Genomic DNA, 17,028 nt, shown 5'->3' with positions numbered 1-17,028 from the left:
GTCGCGGGCGGCGGGGGGACCTCGGCGGCGCCGTTCGTCGGGCGCGTGGCCGAGCTCGAGCTGCTCGGCGCCGCGTTCGATCGCGTGCGCGAGCGCGTGGCGCCCGTGAGCGTCCACGTGCAGGGGCACAGCGGCCAGGGCAAGTCCGCGCTGATCAGCCAGTTCCTGACCTCGCTGCGCCGCGACGGCGACGTGGTGCTGCTGCGTGGCCGCTGCCTCGAGCGCGAGTCGGTCCCGTACAAGGGCGTGGACGCGGTCGTCGACGCGCTCTCGATCTACCTGCGCCGGCTCGAGGCGATCGAGGCGGCGCGCCTGCAGCCGCGCCATGTCGCGCCGCTGTTGCAGCTGTTTCCGGTGCTCGGCGACGCGTGGCCCGACGGCGCGCGGGTCATGGACGTCGATCCGGGTGAGCTGCGTCGACGCGGTCTCGCCGGGCTCCGCGAGGTCCTGGCCCGGGTCGGCGAGCGCCACCCGCTGGTTGTCCACGTCGATGATTTTCAGTGGGCGGACGTCGACAGCGCGCGCTTGATCACCGAGCTGATGCGCCCGCCCGATCCGCCGCCGATGCTGCTGATCATCAGCTTTCGGGCCGAGGTCGACGAGCGCGAGGCCCTGCAGCTGCTGACCGCGGCCGAGGCCGTGAGTGGCAGGGACGTGCGCGCGCTCGATATCGGCCCGCTGTCCGGCGACGAGGCTCGGCAGCTCGCGGACGCGTTGATGCGCGAGCGCGACCCCGAGCGACCCGACAGCGGCGCGGCCGAGGCCTTCGCTCGCCGGGCCCAGGGCAACCCGTTTTATATCGGGCAGATGGTCCAGATGGTGATGGGCGACGACGCCCACACCAGCAGCACCGACGCCTCGCTCGATCGTCTCGTCGCGCGGCGGATCGTGGCGCTCGATCGGATCCAGCGCAGGATCCTGGCCACGGTCGCCGTCGCGGCTGGACCGACGCCGCTCGCGGTCGTGCTCCGGGCCTGCGGCGCAGATGGGTCCGACGACGACGGGCTGGCGACCTACCCCGAGGGCGAGCTCGAGACCCGGCCGCGCTCGTCGGCCTCGCCGGTCGTGCCCGGTCGCGAGCCGGCAGCGATCGCGCTGGCGATCGCTGCGTTGGTCGACGCCAACTTGCTGCTGCGTCACGCGGCACACGACGAGCCTGGCCCGGCTGGATCTCAAGACGGCGCCACCTTGCTGGAGGCCGCCCACGATCGGATCCGCTTCGTCGCGGTTGGCGAGCTGTCACCCGCGGAGTTGCGCGCGACTCACCTGGCGCTCGGCGAGGCGTTCGAGGCCCTCGGCGGCGGCGAGTCCGAGGCGCTCGCCGAGCACTTCGCGGTCGGTGGCGACGAGGCGAGGGCCCTCGACTACACCCAGCGAGCAGCCGCCGACGCGGCCGCGGCCCTGGCGTTCGAGCGCTCGGCCCAGCTGTATCGGCGCGCGCTCACGCTGGTCCCCGGTGATCAACACGAGCGTCGGCGCGGGCTCGAGCTCGCGCTCGCCGAGCAGCTCGTCGATCTTGGCCGCGGGGCCGAGGGCGCCGCGATGTTGCTTGGCCTGGCCCCGGGCGCCGACACGCCGCAGGCGTCGCGCGAGCTCGAGCGTCGGGCGGCGAGCGAGCTGGTCAAGGCTGGCTACCTCGACGAGGGCATGGACACGATCACGCCGGTGCTGCGCGCCGTCGGCATCTGGCACCCCCGCGGCACGCTCATGGCGATCGTGGGCACGCTGTGGAACCGGCTGCTGCTGGGCATTCGTGGCTATCGGTTCGAGCCACGCCAACAGTCCGAGGTCCCGCCGCAGCTGCTCGAGCGGATCGACACGCTGCTGGCCACCAAGACCGGGCTCTCGCACCACGAGGCGATCTTCGCCGGCTATCAGCAGTCCCGCGCGATCCGTCTGGCGCTGCGCGCTGGCGAGGCCCGCCGGTTGATCCGGTGTCTCGTTCACGACGCGGCGATCCACGTGGCGATCGGCCGCAAGCAAAAGGGGCGCGCGCTGATGGCCGTCGCCCGGGAGCTGGTCCAGGGCGTGAGCGAGCCCGAGTATCACCGCGTGATCGAGTACGTCACCGCCAATCACCTCGATCACTCGGGGGACTGGCTCGGGGCCGCGGCCGAGTTCGAACAGCTGCAAGAGCGGCTCGACGAGAGCCCCAACTCCGGCTGGATTCGCGGCGCCAGCACGGTCCAGTGGATGTACGTCAGCAAGCTGCTCGGTCGCTATGAACTGCTGCGCGCGCAGCTGCCCGAGCGCGTGGCCACGGCTCGCGATCTGGGCAATCGCCACGAGCACATCTCGCTCAGCGCGCTGCTGGCCCACACGACCGCGATCTATGTCGGAGCGGGTCCCGAGTCCGAGTTCGAGCGCTGTCGGCGTTCGCTCGCGGAGCTGCGCGAGCAGTGGCAGCCGCGACAGATCACCTTCCAGCACATCATCATGGCCATGGCCGAGGTCGAGATCGCGTTGCTCGCGGGCGATCCTGGCGAGGCCGTCGAGGCCGCCGAGCGCGTGCTGGGGAACACCCGCGCGCGGATCGTCGCCACGATGATGCCGAGCCACGTCGATTTCTATGAGCTCCGCGGGCGAAGCCGGGTGCGGGCGGCCCTCGAGGGGATCGACACCCAGCGCTCGCTCGGGCTGGTCCGCCACGATCTCGCGCGGCTGCGTCGCGGCCACAAGCCGCAGGTCGCCGCGCAGGCGATCGCGCTCGAGGCCGCGCTGCACAGCTGTCTGGGCGATCAGTCCGCGGCCGAGGCCGCGTGGCGAAGCGCCGCCGCCAGCTTCGAGACACTGGCGATGGCCGCCCATCTCGCCTCGGTCCGCGCGCGCCTGGCTGCGCTCGGTGATCACCAGGCCGGGGAGCTCGCCCGCGGGTACTTCGAGGCCCAAGGGATCACCGCGCCCGCGCGCCTCGTCGACACCCTGGCTCCAGGCCGGGCCCCGTGACTCGGCCTACATGAACGCGTGCTCGGCGTGGTCGCTGTGGTCACCGCGGTCGCGCAGCTTGGCGGAGAGGCGGACGACAGTCGACTGGCTGAGACCGGTCCGCTTCGCCAGCATCCGCGTGGTCCAGCGCGGCGTGCCGATCGGCGGCGGCGACTGGCGCAGACGCAGGAGCTCGGACACCTTGCCCTTCGAGATCGTTGGCGGCGCTCCCGGGCGCGGGCGATCCCAAAGCGCGTTGACTCCACCTTCGTCAAACCGCGCGCGCCACTTGCTGATGGTCCGCCGCGAGGTGTTGAGGAGCGCCGCGCTCTGGGCCCCAGTCGCGCCGGCCGCCCAGCTGAGGATGATGTGCGCGCGCACGCGTACGGCCTCGTCCGGGGTCTCGTGCGAGGCCAAGCGCATCAGCTCCATGCGTTGTTCAGGAGTCAGGTTGACGCTTCGCTTGGTTCGGGTCGTTGGCATCGGTCGGTAGGCGGCCGGTGACGCGCCGCATTGCTGGTGGTGCCCAAATCCGCCCGATCCATTTTGAAAATTTGCCCGAAGTTCAAAAAAGTTCTGCCGACTGGCCAAAAGGACGCGAGGGCGTGGGTCCTGGCGGGCGTGTCGGCGGCTGGTTCGCGCTTGGGCCGCGGCCGCAGGCTGGCCCCTCGCGGAGATCCCGGGCAACCTCCGTCTACATGTCGCGCGAGAATCTGATCGCCATCGTGTTGTGCTCGTGTGTCGTGGGGTTCGGCTGCAACGCCAAGCCACCCGCGGCCGAGGGCACGCCCACGCCCAGCAAGTCGCCGCCCGCGTCCCACGGCGACGCCGGAGCGGCCGGCCCCGCCGCGCATGGGTCCAACGCTGATCCCCACGCCGATCCCCACGCCGGCCTCGCGCAAGATCCCCACGCCGGGCTACCGCCGGCCACACCACCGGGACCCCCGCGCGACGTGACCCCGAACGGTGAGACCCGCGAGGAGCTCGTCGATGGCCTGAAGCTGATGGTGCCCAGCGAGTGGGAGCGCGGCGCGGGGTCGAGCATGATGCGCAAGGCCGAGTTCACGCTCCCGGGCCCGGGCGGCGACGCGACCCTGGTCGTCTACCGGTTCCAGGGCGGGGCCGGGTCGACCCAGCAGAACATTGACCGGTGGAAACAGCAGATCGTGCCGGCCGAGGGGGCCGAGGCCGAGACCGCCCAGGTCGACTCGAATGGGCTCAAGGTCGGGAGCATCGACGTCCGTGGCGCCTACGCTGGCCAGTCGATGCCCGGCGCGCCGCCGCAGCCGCCGATCGCCGACGCGCGGCTGCTGGCGGCCGCGATCGAGGGCGTCGGCGACCCCTGGTATCTCAAGTTGGTCGGCCCGGCGGCGACGATCGACGTGTGGGGGGCGGCTTGGACCCAGCTCCTGACCGAGCTCGCCCCGGCAGCCTGAGCAGGCCGAGGCCCGCGAGCGGGCACCCCCAGGCGGACCCACGCCACGCCTGCGCAGCGCGGACTCGCGCATTCGCCTCGACTGTTGTTAACTCGTAGGCGTGTCGGCATCGCAAGCCTCGCTCGTGTTCGCGACTGCGCTGCTGTGCATCGGCTGTCCGCGCGAGACCGTCGCGCCGATCGAAGCTGACCCCGCCGAGCCCAAGCTCGGCCGCGAGCTGGTGCGCGAGCCGGGAGATCCCCGCGTGGATCCCTCGCGGTGCACGGGCGACGGCCTGGATCTGCTCGCGCTCGTCGGCGCGGGCCCGTGCACGATCGCCGCGAGCGAAGCCGCGCCGTTCCCTGATCCGGAGCTGCTCGTGGTCGAGGCCCCGCGCAAGCTCGAGGTTCAGGCCGGCCAGCGGCTCGAGTTCGAGCTGCTGCTGCGCAACCTGAGCAAGCAGGATCTCGTCGTCGATCTGGCGTTTCACAGCTTTCTGCCGCTGGCGGCCGAGCGGACCCAGCGGGTCGGCCAGGGGCCGGGCCCCGACGACGCCTGCACGCTGCAGGCGATCTCGACCGAGCCGCCACCCGAGCGGGTGACCTTGCCGCCCAAGGGCGAGCTGGCGATCCCGTGTGACTGGTACGCCAACACGCGGCTGGTCGATCCCAACAGCTACGTGGGCAGCGAGTGCCCCGACTTTCCGCCGCTGCCCGCCGGGCACTACCGCAGCGTGTTCACGATCAGCGGGGGCGCTGGCACGGCGCGGACCATGGACGTCGAGATTCAGGTCCGGTGAGCTGTTTTCAGCTCGGGTCAGGCTTCTGACCCGCTTGCAGGCGCCATTCGTAGACTGGTTCACCTTGGGCAGCGGGCTGTTTTCAGCTCGGGCGAGGCTCCTCGCCCGAGCTGAGAAGAGCCGCGGCGACGCCTGGTGACGACCGCGAGCAGGACCAAGCTGCCGAGCGCGTGAACGGGCACGCCGTCGCCTTCGCTCGCGCACTGACAGTCACCGCCTTCATCGTCGGGCGGCGCGGCGCCTGTGTCGGTCGTGGTCGCGCCGGCACCCGAGTCGCCGTCGCCTGGGTCGCCGTCGCCGTCGCCGCTGGGCTCGGTCAGGGTGATCACCGCGCTCGCCGTCGAGCTGTTGCCGAAGTAGTCGATCGCCTCGAGCTCGAGCAGGTGCTCGCCGGTCTCCGCGATCAGGATCGAGTCGAAGCGATACGGCGGGACCTCGTCCACGGCGGCCTGACCGAGCGCGTCGACCCACGCCGCGCCATCGACCGACAGCCGGACCTGCGCAACGCCGACCCCTGCGTCGCTGGCCTCGGCGAGCACCGTGAACACGAGGCCGGTGCCCGCGAACGAGTCGCCGCTTGCAGGCTCGATGAACCCGACGCTCGGCGGCTGCGTGTCGGCGAGCTCGGTCCACGGTGTTCCGCAGCGATCGGACGGACCCGAGCGCGCGCTCGGACAGCCGTCCGCCCACTCGGCGCCCGGCTCGGTCGCGATGTAGAACCCCTCGCACCCGGGCGTGGGCGCCCAGCTGCCGTCACCTGCGTGACACGGCGTGATGTCGATGCCGCTGCGATCTTCGATCCACTCGATCACCACGGGCGCCGGGACATACTGGACCGAGGCCCCGTCGCCGCCGCCGCCCGAGACCACGCCGAGTAGCCGCCAGCTGCCGTCGTCGAGCTGCACGAACGCCGGGCCGCCCGAGTCACCCGCGTCCGCGCCCGTACCCATGCCGCCGATCCCGACGGTGCTCACGTACCCGACGATCGACGTGGTGGCCTCGTGCTTGATCCCGACCTGCTCGGGCCCGTCACTGGTGGTGTCGCCGAACCCGACGATCGTCACGGGCGTGCCGACCTCGATCAGCGCCTCGTCGCAGCCGAACAGCGGCGGCGTGATCGCTATGTCGCCGACCGGCTCGGCGAGCTCGCAGTAGGCAAAGTCCATCGAGCTGACCGCGAACAGCTCCGAGTGGCGTTCGCAGCGGAGCGTCGCGACCTCGCGGGCCGGGGCGCCGACGTCCTCACCGAACAACACGGCGGAGTGGAAGGTGCCGCAGTGGGCCGCGTAGACGACCACGCGCGGGTGGACCAGCGTGCCCGTGCACAGCCCGCCGGTCTGCAGGGCGACCACGCTGGGCCACGCGCAGACCAAGCTGGGCTCGCCGCCGACGATCTCGGGCGGCTCGGGCGTCAGCGCGTCGGGCGGGGCAGCCGCGGCGACACCCCACGGCAGCGCAGCCAGCGTCAGTCCTGCGAACATCCTGCCGCGCACACCCAGAGTGTGCCCTACACTGGCGGCGAGCGCCCCATGTCTGCATCCAGCGAGACCAGCGAGCACCTCCACGTCGACTTCGACGCGGGCATCTGCACCATCAGCTTTCGACGGCCCAAGAAGAAGAACGCGTTCAGCGTGGCCATGTATGCGGCGATGGTCGCGGGCTTCGAGCAGGCCCGCGGGCGCGGCGACGTCCGGGTGATCTTGCTGCGCGGCAGCGAGGGGGTGTTCACCGCGGGCAACGACCTTCAGGACTTCATGCAGGCGCCGCCGACCGGGCCCGACAGCCCGGTCGCGCAATTCCTCGAGCACCTCGTGGCCTGCGAAAAGCCGATCGTCGCGGCGGTCGAGGGGCCCGCGATCGGGATCGGCGTGACCATGCTGCTGCACTGCGACCTCGTGTATGCGGGTGAGAGCGCCCGCTTCCACATGCCCTTCGTCAACCTCGCGCTGTGTCCCGAGGCCGGCTCGAGCTACCTGCTGCCCCGGCTGATGGGCTACCAGCGCGCCGCCGAGCTGCTGCTGCTCGGTGAGCCGTTCTCGGCCCAGCTGGCCTACGACTACGGCCTGGTCAACCAGGTCCTGGCCGACGCCGCGGTGCTCGACCGCGCGCACTCGATCGCCGTGACCCTGAGCAAGAAGCCGCCGGCCGCCCTGCGCAACTCCAAGCGGCTGATGCGGGACGGCTACCGGGCCGCGGTCACCCAGGCGATGCACACCGAGTTCGAGGCGTTCGGTGCCGGGCTGGTCTCACCGGAGGCGGCCGAGGCGTTCCAGGCGTTCTTCGCCAAGCGCGAGCCCGACTTCTCCAAGTTTCAGTGAGTCGGGGCGCGCATGAGCTCCGAGACTCCCAAAGATCAGTGGGGCGAGCGGCTGCCGCGTCGACTCGGGGCCTTTAGCGCGATCGCGGTGCTAGTCGGCTCGACGATCGGCAGCGGGATCTTCCGGTCGCCAGCGGTCGTCGCCCAGGACATCGACACCCTCGCGCCCTTCGTGCTCGCGTGGGTGTTGGGCGGGCTCGTGGCCCTGGCGGGCGCGCTGACCTTCGCCGAGCTCGGCGGCATGTTCCCCCGCACGGGCGGGATCTACGTGTACGTCCGCGAGGCGTTCGGCGAGCTCCCGGCGTTCTTGTTTGGCTGGGCGGAGCTGGTGATCCTGCGGCCCGCCGCCTACGGGGCGATCGCCGTGACCTCGGCCGAGTACACCTGGCGGGTGCTCGGCCACGACGCAGGGCGTGCGCTGTGGGTCGTGATCCCACCGGGCACCGAGCCCGACAGCGGCCTGGTGATCAGCCTGGCGCAGGGTCTGGCCGCGCTGTTCATCATCGTCGTCGGCATCGTCAATTTTCGCGGGATCCGGCTCGGCGCGATCATCCAAAATGTGTCGACGGCGCTCAAGGTCGCCGCGATCTTGGGCCTCGTCGGGTTGGGCCTCGCGCTGGTCCCCGACGCGCTGCCCCCGATCACCGAGCTGCCGACGCGCCCCGACCGCGCGCCCGAGCCGGGCACGCTGGGCGCGTTTGGGCTGGCGATGGTCGCCGTGCTGTGGGCCTACGACGGCTGGTCGGACGTCGGCTTCGTCGGCGGCGAGATCAAGGATCCCGCGCGCAACATCCCCCGCGCCTTCATTGGCGGGACCGCGCTGGTGGTCGGGCTGTACCTGTTGATCGACATGGTCTACCTGCGCGTGGTGCCCCTCGATCAGATGCCCGGGCGCCCGCTGATCGCGGCTGACGTGGCCGAGGCGCTGATCGGCCCGATCGGCGCGGTGCTCGTGGCCGGGGCCGTGGCGATCAGCACCTTCGGCACGCTCAACGGCTCGATGATGACCGGACCGCGGGTGTTCTTTGCGATGGCCGAGGACGATCTGTTCTTTCGCAGCCTGGCCCGCGTCCACCCCAAGCACGGCACCCCCGGCGGAGCGATCTTGCTGTCGATCGTCCTGGGTGTCGTGTTCGTGTCGTTTCAGGGCTTCGCCGAGCTGGCGGACCAGTTCGTGATCGGGATCTGGCCGTTCTACGCGCTCTCGGTCGCCGCCGTACTGGTGCTGCGTCGGCGGCAGCCGGAGCTGGAGCGGCCGTATCGAACGTGGGGGTACCCGTGGGTGCCGCTCGCGTTCTTGCTGGCTGCCATGTACCTGCTGGGGAATTATGCCATTCGGGAGACGGGCAAGTTCGCCCTGGACATCGGGATTGTGCTGTCTGGGGTCCCCGTGTTCTGGCTGTGGAGGCGTCGACGCGCGAAGAAGGGCCATGCTCGCTGAACCGATATCCAGCGAGCATGGCCCACGTAGCCTGTATGTCTAAGCCAAGTTCAAGGGTCGCGGAGGTGTTTTCAGCTCGGGCGAGGCTCCTCGCCCGCTTGCAGGCGCCAGTCGTAGACAGGTTCACCTTGGGCAGCGAGGTGTTCTCAGCTCGGGCGAGGCTCCTCGCCCGCTTGCAGGCGCCAGTCGTAGACAGGTTCACCTTGGCCAGCGAGCTGTTTTCAGCTCGGGCGAGGCTCCTCGCCCGCTTGCAGGCGCCAGTCGTAGACAGGTTCACCTTGGGCAGCGAAGTTCAGTTGGGATCACACTCGAACTGCGCTTTTTCTTGCTCCTCGCACGCGTGGCCCGGCTTGCTCTCGAGGTACTCGTTGTACTCATCACAGGTGAGCTGAGCCTGGCAGGCCGAGAGCGCGAGGGACTTGTCGAGACAGTCACCCTCGAGCTCTTTGTAGCCCTCCATGCACAGATCCACGCACTCGGGGAACTCGAACACGCAGGCGGAGAACACCTCACACGAGCCCACACAGGCCTTTCGAATCGCGACGGCGAGGTCGCCATCACCGTCGCCATCACCGTCCCCGTCGCCCGCGTCGCCGTCGCCGTCGCCCGCGTCGCCGTCGCCGTCGCCGTCGCCCGAGTCGCCGTCCCCGTCCCCGTCCCCCATATCCCCGTCACCCGTATCCCCGTCACCCGTATCCCCGTCACCCGTGTCCCCGTCCCCCGAATCGTCCGTGTCCTCGGCCTCGTCGGTGTCCTGCGGAGCTTCACCACCGGGCCGGTCGTCGGTGCAGGCGACCGCGAAGGTCGAGAACGCGAGGGTGAGGGCAATGCGGGCTGAGATAGTCTGATAGATCGTCATTGTAGTTTGTTCCAGTTGAGCGAAGGTGCAGATTGAAGTGTTGAGATTGCGGCCGCGTCGGTCCGCGTCTCGACCGAGTGCGGGCGAGACGGTTGTGTAATTCGCCGGCTCAGGCCGGGCGACAAGGGGACCCGCAAGCGACTTTTCTCGCAGCGATCTGACGCGTTGTGATCTGCAACGATCGCTCTCTAGATTCCATCAGAGATGATCAACGGTACGCAGTTCGCAGTACGCAAGTGGCAAGTCGGTCGCGCGGCTGGGTCCTGCCACGCGCCGCCGTCAGCCCACGAACAGGCAGCCGCAGGCCATCTTGTCGCCGTCCGTTGGCGCGAAGTCGGAGCAGCTGGTTTCGTAGGCGTCGCACACCCAGGTGTGCCCGTTCGTGCAGATCGTCAGCATGCTGTCGGGCTGCCCGACCGCGCCGCCGCCCATGATCGGCGCGTCGCCAACCAGGCCGGGCCCTGCGATTAACGAGCCGTCTGCTGCGATGATCGCCGCGGTCAGGTTGGTCGTGGAGTTGATCAGGAAGTTCTCACTGCCGGCGATCTCGGCGATGCCGTCAAATCCGGGCATGCCGATGTCCAACATGTCCACGCGGAATTGCTCGACCTGCCCGCTGCGATCCAGGACCACCAGCTCATCGGTGCCGTGGCTCGCAATGTAGAGGTTGGACATGGGGTCGATCGCCAGCCCGGCGCAGATCGACATGCCGTGGGCCATGCCGAGGGGGATGACCGCCTGCGCCGTGAACGTGTCGGGGTCGACCTCGACCAAGTCGCAGTCCTGGTTGATGAGTAGGGCGAGATCGCCAGCCAGATCGTAGGCGCCACCGTCGAGCCTCGGCAGCGCCTCCGCGGGGGCTTGGATCTGATCGACGATGTTGCCGTCGATGTCGAGCACGCGGCCCTCGCCGAAGAACGAGAACACGACCACGCGATCACGCGTGCTGTCGTAGAAGCCAGCCTGCAGCGTGTCGATGCCGAGGTCGATCGTCTTGACGAAGCTGAACCCGGTCGTGTCGGGGATCCGCTCGGGATCACAGCCGCCGCCGGGTTGATCGCCGGGATCGAGGTGATCGAACTTGATCGGGTCGTCGGTGTCGTTGGTGTCGTTGGTGTCGTCGGTGTCGTCGGTGTCGCTGGTGGTCTCGCTCGTGCTGGTCGTGTCTTCGACGGTGGTGACACCGGAGCTCGCGCTCGCGTCTGCGCTGGTGAAGCTGGTCGCGCCGTTGTCATCGCGCGGGGCGGCGCTGCTGCACGCGAGCGAGAGGGCCGCGGAAGCGAGAGCTGGCGAGAACGGTGAAGTCGAGCGCATGCCGAGACACTACAGGTTTTTGGCGCGGAGCGGCTCGAAACCTACGCCAAGTCGCGCGGAAACTGCGGGTGCGCGCGTGACCTGTGTGACGGGTCGACGCAGGTATACCTCGTTCGGCTCGGTCTCGCGCTGAACTCTCCCTGGGACCTCCGGGAACACTTCGTCGACGAGATGCACCGCGACGTTCGCCATCCGCCTGCCCGCGCACGACGGACAAAACCCTCGCTTCTTGCGCGAGGACGCCACGACCAGGGATTCTCCACACAGCCGGCAAGTAGAGTGGGAAGTCCGTGCTCGAGCAGGCGCGAAAACATCCCGGGCCTCCACGCTAGTCGGAAATCGAGTCGAAGAGATCGGCTTCGCACATCAGCGAAGCTGACGCTCGTGCTTGGATTCGAGTAGTGTCGAGCGGTGGTGATCGAGGGTGTAGCGCTCGAACTCAAAGCTGATCTCGTCCCCTGCCTTCACCATGACTTGATCGACACTGTGGTTTGCGGGCGTGCCGTTAATGTTGAACTGACAGTAATGGAAGGGGGAGGCAGTCTCTCCCCCTCTTGAGATGAAGGAGTCGTAGGTCTCATTGATCATGTTAACGAGATAGCCCAACTCGGGCCCGTAGTACTGTAGGCAGAATGTGAAGTGCTCGTTGGGGGCCGGCTCGATGTGTTGCTGGGTGAGTTCCAATGCCTGGAGGGCCTCTGTAAGCACCCCTTCGAGTGTCGGTGTGCAGATGGTCCAGCGGCTGGCACCCAACGTGTTCGTGAGCTCGAATGACCACGAGACCCTGTTGGTCTGGAGGTCGGCTGATGGGAGATGGACAGATCTCGAACAAGATGTAGTGCTCGCCTACGAACCCGGCTTGGGCGTGGCCAACAGCGCCGACTCGTTTCGCATCGGCGTGGCGCTGTACCTGGTCGTCGGCCACGCCAACGGGTTTGTCACGATTTGGTCTGGGACGTCGAGCGGGGCCAAGTTCGCGCGGATCGCTACGGTGAATCTGCGTTCCGCGAATCCTCTCAACCCGTGGGGATTGCACAACGTTCGCGGCGTCGCCTGGCTTTGCACGAGCGGCAGCCACGGCTACGTGGTCACTGGCTCCGAGAACGGCAACCTGCTGGCGTTGGAGACGTGGGGTAGATAAATGACGGCGATGTCAATCTCCGGGGCCTCGCACTGTTGCTCGCGGATCCGATCCTCCTCCTCGAGTTCGAGATTGGCGACAAAGGGGAGCACGCCGACGATCGGGATCGACGTGTACGCGGCGGTGAAGTCGATCGCAGGCTGAAGCACGGCGCGGTCGCCCCTGAACTTGTTGAGGATGAAGCCGGCGATGAGATCTATGTCGGCCGGCGTGGTGTGCTTCATGACCTCGAGCGAGCCGAGGATGTCGGCGAACGCGCCGCCGAGGTCGAGGTCGACGACGACGAAGACCTTGGCACCGAGTTCGTGAGCGAGGCCCATGTTGACGACATCGATCTCGCGCAAGTTGGGCTCGGCGCAGCTGCCAGCGCCTTCGGCGACGATGACGTCGTAGTGCCGTTGAAGATAGGCGATCGACTCGCGGATCGCCGCGAGCTTGAGCTCCTGAAGTTCGCTCGTCTGGCCGCACAAGAAGTAGTCTCGCGCGCTGACATCCATGTGCGGCTTTCCGTGGACGATTAGCTGTGCGACGTCGTCGAGCTTCGGCTTGAGCAGCAAGGGGTTCATGTGCAGGGTCGGCTCTTGCCGAGCGGCGCGCGCTTGCATGGCTGTCGCACGTGCGATCTCGCCGCCGTCATCGGTGACGTAGACGTTTAGCGCCATGTTCTGCGACTTGAAGGGGGCGACTCGGAACCCGCGGTTGGACAGCAAGCGACAGAGCCCAGCCACGAGCGTGGTCTTACCGGCGTTCGAGCTGGTCGCCTGGATCATAATTGGCTGCACCGCTGTGCAGTTAGCACGTGATCGTCGTGGATGGGAGAGCGAGCAATCGGCGCTCGAGGCGCTGTGCTCGACTTCCAGGACCGCGCTCTAGCCGCCACGCCGCTCGAGCACGGTCTGGGCCGCCGGGGTAACTCTCCTCGGGGATCGTGCGGGACTTTCTTGGGCTCCTGAGCTCGGCCTGCAAGCACGCGTTACAGGAGGCCCGCGAAGCCGTGTCCATGAGTGACCTCGAGCTCGCCATCAAGGCGCAACGGCTGGAGATGGGTTACCTCGATCAGGGCGACGTCAACACGCTCCGCCGCGTGCTCGACAAGGGCATCGTCCCGAGCACCGAGAGCGCCGACACGCTGTTGTTCGAGAACTTCATCGCTTGCTACCCGAACGGGCATGTGTGGTTTCGACCGCACGAGCTGATCGTCGACTTCGTCCAGGCCCACTCGGCGCAGGCATGAGCACCGAGGCAGCAGGGGTCCTCCTCCTGAGCGCCGAACAGCTCGGCGAGCGACTTCGGCAAGAGCTCAGCGTCACCGACTGGCGGGCGGTGATCGGGTCTCGAGCTCGACGCCGAGCGGGTTGTGTCGGAGCTGGGCCTCGATGACGAACAGGTGCTTCGCTGGATCGTGCGTCGTGGCGCGAGCGGACGTGAGCAGCTGCGTGAGATCAACCGGGCGCGGGATCAGCTGCTCAAAGACAAGCGGTTGGTCTGGCTGCGCGCGGGCTCGGCGAGCGACGTTCGATTTTTGCGCTGGCATGCGCCGGATCTGACCGCGTCGCTGGATGTGTTCGCGGAGCTGCGTGCCGTCGCCGCTGCAACGCCGAGCTGGGCGACCGTGCGGACGCAGCTGTGTGCGTTGATGCAGGAGCGGCACGCGATGCTGGACTTCACCGGGCTGCTGCCGGCCAACGTCGAGCAAACGCAGTTGCCGTTGGCCCAGCTGTATCAGCCGAGGATTGCACCGTTTTCGAGGTCTCGAGCGAGATCATCAGCGATGGTCCGTCGGCGCCGCCTCCGTTGAGGACTAGGCGTCGTCTCAAGCGAGATCACTGGACGGGGAGTTGAGTTTGAGATCACCGGACACGGGGCAGCCACGTTGGCGGGTGTGGATGGTGGTCACTCGTTCCCCTGCGCGAACATGAAGGTCCAGGGCCTTCGGGCATTCTAGACTGCCAACTCGGCAAAACTGATGGTTTCGTCTGCCTCGTGTTCTTCCAAGTACGCCCGTAAAGCGCCATAGTCGCAGGTCTCAGGGACGCTGACCGCGAGCATCCTCAAAGCCCGAAACTCGGCAAACTCGCAGTAGCAGCCTCGATCACGAAGATTATCAAAAATTGACTGCTCGAGTTCTTTAACCAGGAAGATAATCGAGATGGACTTTGCCGAAGAAGGCTCCAAGACGTGGGAAAAGGCGAACTTGTTTTCGCTGTCAAGGATCCGGTCGGCCGCGATGCGGTCGCCAAGAGCGACCTCAGTGACGAAGAAGGGCGTGTTGTCGAGAATGAAGCTGCCGTCCTCGCGAGGGATGGCATGAAGGCTTTCCGAGCCGATTGGCGGAAACCCGTCTTCGTTCGGCTCCAGCTCGAACTCAATCTTCGCCGTTCGGTTCATGCTCATTCGATTGTAGCACCTTTCGCTCGGTTGCACTTCGCGCAAATGGTCTCGAGGTTTCGCATGTCGTCCACGGTTGCCCCATCTCCTCCCCTCGACCTGGGATAGATGTGGTCCCCCTGAGCTTCCGCAGGGTTGACTTTGCTTCCCTTGACCCGGCGTGTCGGCTCAGTCATCTCTGTGCCGCACTTAGGGCAAATACCGTCGCTTTGCGCACGGGAGTTCCTGTTGGCAGCAGCAGTGTGACGCTTGCCCGCGCGCCTTCCGTTGGCGGCGCCCTTCTTGCCTTCCTTCTTCAGCGTCCCCGCGACCAGCGGCAGCGCCTCTTCGCCCCCGCGCCGCGAGACGACCTTGACGCCGCCCTCGATCAACGCGCCCACCGCCTCGGCGTCGCCGCCGATCATGAACAGCGTGATCTCGATCGAGATCACGACGTAGGTCGGCGGATCCTGCATGACCTGCGAAACCCGGTCGGCGGTCTCGGCGGACACGTTCAGCCGCCGCCGCTCCTGCGACGGCCCATCGGATGGCAGCATGCTGTCGGTGAAGCCCTCGAGCGGGTGCGGCGTGGTCACGCCCGCGCCAGGCGTCAGCGACTTCACGCCGTCGAGCATGAAGCCCGCGATCAGCCCGGAGATCGACGGCCCACCGCTCGGCGGGAGCGCGTCGCCGCGCGGCGGTTTGCCGCCAGCGCCTGGGCCCTGCTCGCCAGCCGCTTGGCTCGCCTTCGGCCGCCGGGTTGCATCTCGCGCGGTTTGGGTGGGCCTTGCGTGGTTGTACCGCGGCCCTCCATGCCTTTCGCGTCGCGCTCCGGAGGTTTTGCTTGGTCAGAGTCGGCGTCCCCCGCGGGCCTCTCCGTCGGCTCAAACCCGCTCGGATCCGTCAGCGAGAGCGGCTGGTTGAGCACGTACGCGTAGCGGTTCCACCCCTGCGTGCTGTTCGGCGCGACCACGAAGGGATCCGCGCTCGCCATCCGCCCCAGCTGCGGGTCGTACATGCGCCCGCCCATGTTGAGCAGCCCGCCGTCTTCTTGCGCTTCGTGCCCGGTGTACCCGAGGTTGACGGCGCCGAGCTGCGCGAACTCGTTGGGTAAGCTCCAGTTCGGCGTCCATCTCGCCCTCTTTGATCCAAGATAGGCGAAGCCGAGAAGACTCCTCCACTACTTGCGTGGCGATCACACGATAACGTCGATGATGTTGTTGCAAGATTCCGGCTCTTCGGGAAGGGCCATGCTTGCTCATTCGCGTTTGACCAGAGAGAGTTCGTGCAAGACCAGGCGAACCTCATCCGATGGGTCTACTACGGCCGACCTGACGGCGTAGTCCCCTGCACTCAGCGTGAGCACTAAACACTCGCCCCGTATGTCGACTCCCGGTTCAGCCGCATCGAAGAGCACACATTGCCCCGGAACTGGCACCGATAGCCCGGTCTCTGTCCAGCAAATTTTGCAATTTGTGTTGCTGAGAAATGCGTCGATTGAGGCTTCACTATCAGAGTAAACCCAACGGATGAGGATCCCCCCATCGTCGGTTGAGTGCCAGGCTGTCGGGAACGGCTCATCCCCGAGGATGAGCGCACTCGCGTCGCCGACGTCAATGACGCCGACGTAGTCCACGACAGCACAGGCGCGCTCGTAGTCGCTCGGTCCTTGCGCTGGGTCGGCGTCCACGCCTCGCCACCGACTGAGATCTCGCTCTGCCATCAAGATGAGTGGCCCTCCGCCAGATTCAACCCATTGCATGTCTGCAGCTATCCCTTCGCGTGTCGTAGTTGGCCGCCTTGTCGTCGACTACACGAAAGGCAGTGAGGATACAACCGTTGCGGGTTGCCTCGTGGGTTTATCGCGCTGGGTGGTTGATGATCTGGGACGAAGTCTCCCGATTTTGTCCCAGGTTCCTTTGAACCACAAGTATGGCAACCACTTTTGTTGCCCAGTTCATTGACCGCGTCCCTTTCGGCCCGGGAGAAGTCTCGTCGGGGGCCACGCGCTGTCACTGATTCCTTGGCATGGGGTCCGGGACGCAGCGTACTTCCTTTGCCGGACGACGCGCCCTTCTTGCCCTTCCGCTTGAGAGTCCCCGCGACCAGCGGCAGCGCCTCCTTACCACTCCGCCGCGCGACGACGTTGACGCCGCCCTCGATCAGCGCCCCCACCGCCTCGGCGTCGCCGCCGATCATGAACAGCGTGATCTCGATCGAGATCACGACGTAGGTCGGCGGATCCTGCATGACCTGCGACGCCCGGTCGGCGGTCTCGGCGGACACGTTCAGCCGCCGCCGCTCCTGCGAAGGCCCCTCGTTCGGCAGCATGCTGTCGGTGAAGCCCTCGAGCGGGTGCGGCGTGGTCACGCCCGCGCCAGGCGTCAGCGACTTCACGCCGTCGAGCATGAAGCCCGCGATCAGCCCGGAGATCGACGGCCCACCGCTCG

Annotated in this window: 16 protein-coding genes and 2 pseudogenes; 7 read left to right on the top strand and 11 right to left on the bottom strand. The window is 67.6% G+C overall.

Annotated features, from left to right (window positions below; translation table 11 throughout):
* Positions 1-2,946: ATP-binding protein (locus tag ENSA7_RS39805; RefSeq protein WP_146158694.1), on the top strand; the 2,946-nt coding region annotated here is incomplete at its 5' end.
* Positions 2,947-2,952: 6 nt separating this feature from the next.
* On the opposite strand, the gene ENSA7_RS39800 is transcribed toward ENSA7_RS39805, so the two are convergent.
* Positions 2,953-3,408 carry a helix-turn-helix domain-containing protein gene (locus tag ENSA7_RS39800; RefSeq protein WP_106094671.1) on the bottom strand — a complete coding sequence of 152 codons (456 nt, stop codon included), beginning with the start codon at positions 3,406-3,408 and terminating at the stop codon, positions 2,953-2,955.
* Between the two features lie 215 nt (positions 3,409-3,623).
* Here ENSA7_RS39800 and ENSA7_RS39795 point away from each other — a divergent pair, with 215 nt between their 5' ends.
* Positions 3,624-4,361 carry a hypothetical protein gene (locus ENSA7_RS39795; protein ID WP_106094670.1) on the top strand — a complete coding sequence of 246 codons (738 nt, stop codon included), beginning with the start codon at positions 3,624-3,626 and terminating at the stop codon, positions 4,359-4,361.
* Positions 4,362-4,461: 100 nt separating this feature from the next.
* Positions 4,462-5,139, top strand: coding sequence for a hypothetical protein (locus ENSA7_RS39790; RefSeq protein WP_106094669.1), 678 nt, complete (start codon positions 4,462-4,464; stop codon positions 5,137-5,139).
* 59 nt (positions 5,140-5,198) lie between these two features.
* Here the strand turns inward: ENSA7_RS39790 and ENSA7_RS39785 are convergent, their stop codons facing one another.
* Positions 5,199-6,620 carry a trypsin-like serine protease gene (locus ENSA7_RS39785; protein WP_146158693.1) on the bottom strand — a complete coding sequence of 474 codons (1,422 nt, stop codon included), beginning with the start codon at positions 6,618-6,620 and terminating at the stop codon, positions 5,199-5,201.
* Positions 6,621-6,668: 48 nt separating this feature from the next.
* Between ENSA7_RS39785 and ENSA7_RS39780 the strand changes: the two genes are divergently transcribed.
* Both ENSA7_RS39780 and ENSA7_RS39775 read left to right on the top strand, forming a co-directional pair.
* The gene (locus tag ENSA7_RS39780) at positions 6,669-7,457 is read left to right on the top strand and encodes an enoyl-CoA hydratase (RefSeq protein WP_106094674.1); all 789 of its coding nucleotides are present in this window, start codon (positions 6,669-6,671) and stop codon (positions 7,455-7,457) included.
* A 12-nt stretch (positions 7,458-7,469) separates the two neighbouring features.
* Positions 7,470-8,897 (top strand): APC family permease, encoded by a 1,428-nt coding sequence (locus ENSA7_RS39775; protein ID WP_106094667.1) that lies wholly within the window; start codon positions 7,470-7,472, stop codon positions 8,895-8,897.
* Between the two features lie 292 nt (positions 8,898-9,189).
* On the opposite strand, the gene ENSA7_RS44770 is transcribed toward ENSA7_RS39775, so the two are convergent.
* The 4 genes from ENSA7_RS44770 to ENSA7_RS39755 all read right to left on the bottom strand — a co-directional run bounded on the left by ENSA7_RS44770 (position 9,190) and on the right by ENSA7_RS39755 (position 12,981).
* Positions 9,190-9,756 carry a hypothetical protein gene (locus ENSA7_RS44770; protein ID WP_181234581.1) on the bottom strand — a complete coding sequence of 189 codons (567 nt, stop codon included), beginning with the start codon at positions 9,754-9,756 and terminating at the stop codon, positions 9,190-9,192.
* 279 nt (positions 9,757-10,035) lie between these two features.
* Positions 10,036-11,070 (bottom strand): hypothetical protein, encoded by a 1,035-nt coding sequence (locus ENSA7_RS39765; RefSeq protein ID WP_106094666.1) that lies wholly within the window; start codon positions 11,068-11,070, stop codon positions 10,036-10,038.
* A 366-nt stretch (positions 11,071-11,436) separates the two neighbouring features.
* Complete coding sequence (locus tag ENSA7_RS45195) at positions 11,437-11,658, bottom strand: DUF4430 domain-containing protein (RefSeq protein WP_146158692.1); 222 nt, start codon at positions 11,656-11,658, stop codon at positions 11,437-11,439.
* Between the two features lie 492 nt (positions 11,659-12,150).
* Positions 12,151-12,981, bottom strand: a complete 831-nt coding sequence (locus ENSA7_RS39755) for a cobyric acid synthase (RefSeq protein ID WP_106094664.1) — start codon at positions 12,979-12,981, stop codon at positions 12,151-12,153.
* Between the two features lie 158 nt (positions 12,982-13,139).
* On the opposite strand from ENSA7_RS39755, the gene ENSA7_RS39750 reads away from it, so the two are divergent.
* Positions 13,140-13,445 (top strand): hypothetical protein, encoded by a 306-nt coding sequence (locus ENSA7_RS39750; RefSeq protein WP_146158690.1) that lies wholly within the window; start codon positions 13,140-13,142, stop codon positions 13,443-13,445.
* A 123-nt stretch (positions 13,446-13,568) separates the two neighbouring features.
* Entirely contained in the window at positions 13,569-14,009 is a 441-nt protein-coding gene (locus tag ENSA7_RS39745) for a hypothetical protein (RefSeq protein WP_106094662.1), read from the top strand.
* A gap of 143 nt (positions 14,010-14,152) precedes the next feature.
* Here the strand turns inward: ENSA7_RS39745 and ENSA7_RS39740 are convergent, their stop codons facing one another.
* The 5 genes and pseudogenes from ENSA7_RS39740 to ENSA7_RS44760 form a co-directional block, all read right to left on the bottom strand.
* Positions 14,153-14,599 (bottom strand): DUF4265 domain-containing protein, encoded by a 447-nt coding sequence (locus tag ENSA7_RS39740; RefSeq protein WP_181234578.1) that lies wholly within the window; start codon positions 14,597-14,599, stop codon positions 14,153-14,155.
* A 2-nt stretch (positions 14,600-14,601) separates the two neighbouring features.
* A complete protein-coding gene (locus ENSA7_RS39735; RefSeq protein WP_219908146.1) occupies positions 14,602-15,213 on the bottom strand; it encodes an HNH endonuclease in 612 nt (203 codons plus the stop codon).
* An 11-nt stretch (positions 15,214-15,224) separates the two neighbouring features.
* Positions 15,225-15,653: pseudogene (locus tag ENSA7_RS46245) on the bottom strand (RHS repeat-associated core domain-containing protein); the annotation flags it as partial.
* Positions 15,654-15,836: 183 nt separating this feature from the next.
* Positions 15,837-16,340 carry an Imm21 family immunity protein gene (locus ENSA7_RS46240; protein WP_106094660.1) on the bottom strand — a complete coding sequence of 168 codons (504 nt, stop codon included), beginning with the start codon at positions 16,338-16,340 and terminating at the stop codon, positions 15,837-15,839.
* Between the two features lie 8 nt (positions 16,341-16,348).
* Positions 16,349-17,028 (bottom strand): annotated as a pseudogene (locus ENSA7_RS44760) (hypothetical protein); the annotation flags it as partial.

The sequence above is a fragment of the Enhygromyxa salina genome (assembly GCF_002994635.1).
GTDB lineage: Bacteria > Myxococcota_A > Polyangia > Nannocystales > Nannocystaceae > Plesiocystis > Plesiocystis salina_B.
Note: the sequence above shows the minus strand (reverse complement) of the source record. Positions and strands in the feature narration are given on the sequence as shown.

Bases quoted from the DNA above. Each gene is read 5' to 3' on its own strand.
- ENSA7_RS39765 (WP_106094666.1), bottom strand. From the start codon at position 11,070: ATGCGCTCGACTTCACCGTTCTCGCCAGCTCTCGCTTCCGCGGCCCTC.
- ENSA7_RS44770 (WP_181234581.1), bottom strand. From the start codon at position 9,756: ATGACGATCTATCAGACTATCTCAGCCCGCATTGCCCTCACCCTCGCG.
- ENSA7_RS39785 (WP_146158693.1), bottom strand. From the start codon at position 6,620: ATGTTCGCAGGACTGACGCTGGCTGCGCTGCCGTGGGGTGTCGCCGCG.
- ENSA7_RS45195 (WP_146158692.1), bottom strand. From the start codon at position 11,658: ATGATCAATGAGACCTACGACTCCTTCATCTCAAGAGGGGGAGAGACT.
- ENSA7_RS39800 (WP_106094671.1), bottom strand. From the start codon at position 3,408: ATGCCAACGACCCGAACCAAGCGAAGCGTCAACCTGACTCCTGAACAA.
- ENSA7_RS46240 (WP_106094660.1), bottom strand. From the start codon at position 16,340: ATGCAATGGGTTGAATCTGGCGGAGGGCCACTCATCTTGATGGCAGAG.
- ENSA7_RS39775 (WP_106094667.1), top strand. From the start codon at position 7,470: ATGAGCTCCGAGACTCCCAAAGATCAGTGGGGCGAGCGGCTGCCGCGT.
- ENSA7_RS39795 (WP_106094670.1), top strand. From the start codon at position 3,624: ATGTCGCGCGAGAATCTGATCGCCATCGTGTTGTGCTCGTGTGTCGTG.
- ENSA7_RS39735 (WP_219908146.1), bottom strand. From the start codon at position 15,213: ATGCTCGACGGCGTGAAGTCGCTGACGCCTGGCGCGGGCGTGACCACG.
- ENSA7_RS39780 (WP_106094674.1), top strand. From the start codon at position 6,669: ATGTCTGCATCCAGCGAGACCAGCGAGCACCTCCACGTCGACTTCGAC.
- ENSA7_RS39755 (WP_106094664.1), bottom strand. From the start codon at position 12,981: ATGATCCAGGCGACCAGCTCGAACGCCGGTAAGACCACGCTCGTGGCT.
- ENSA7_RS39740 (WP_181234578.1), bottom strand. From the start codon at position 14,599: ATGAACCGAACGGCGAAGATTGAGTTCGAGCTGGAGCCGAACGAAGAC.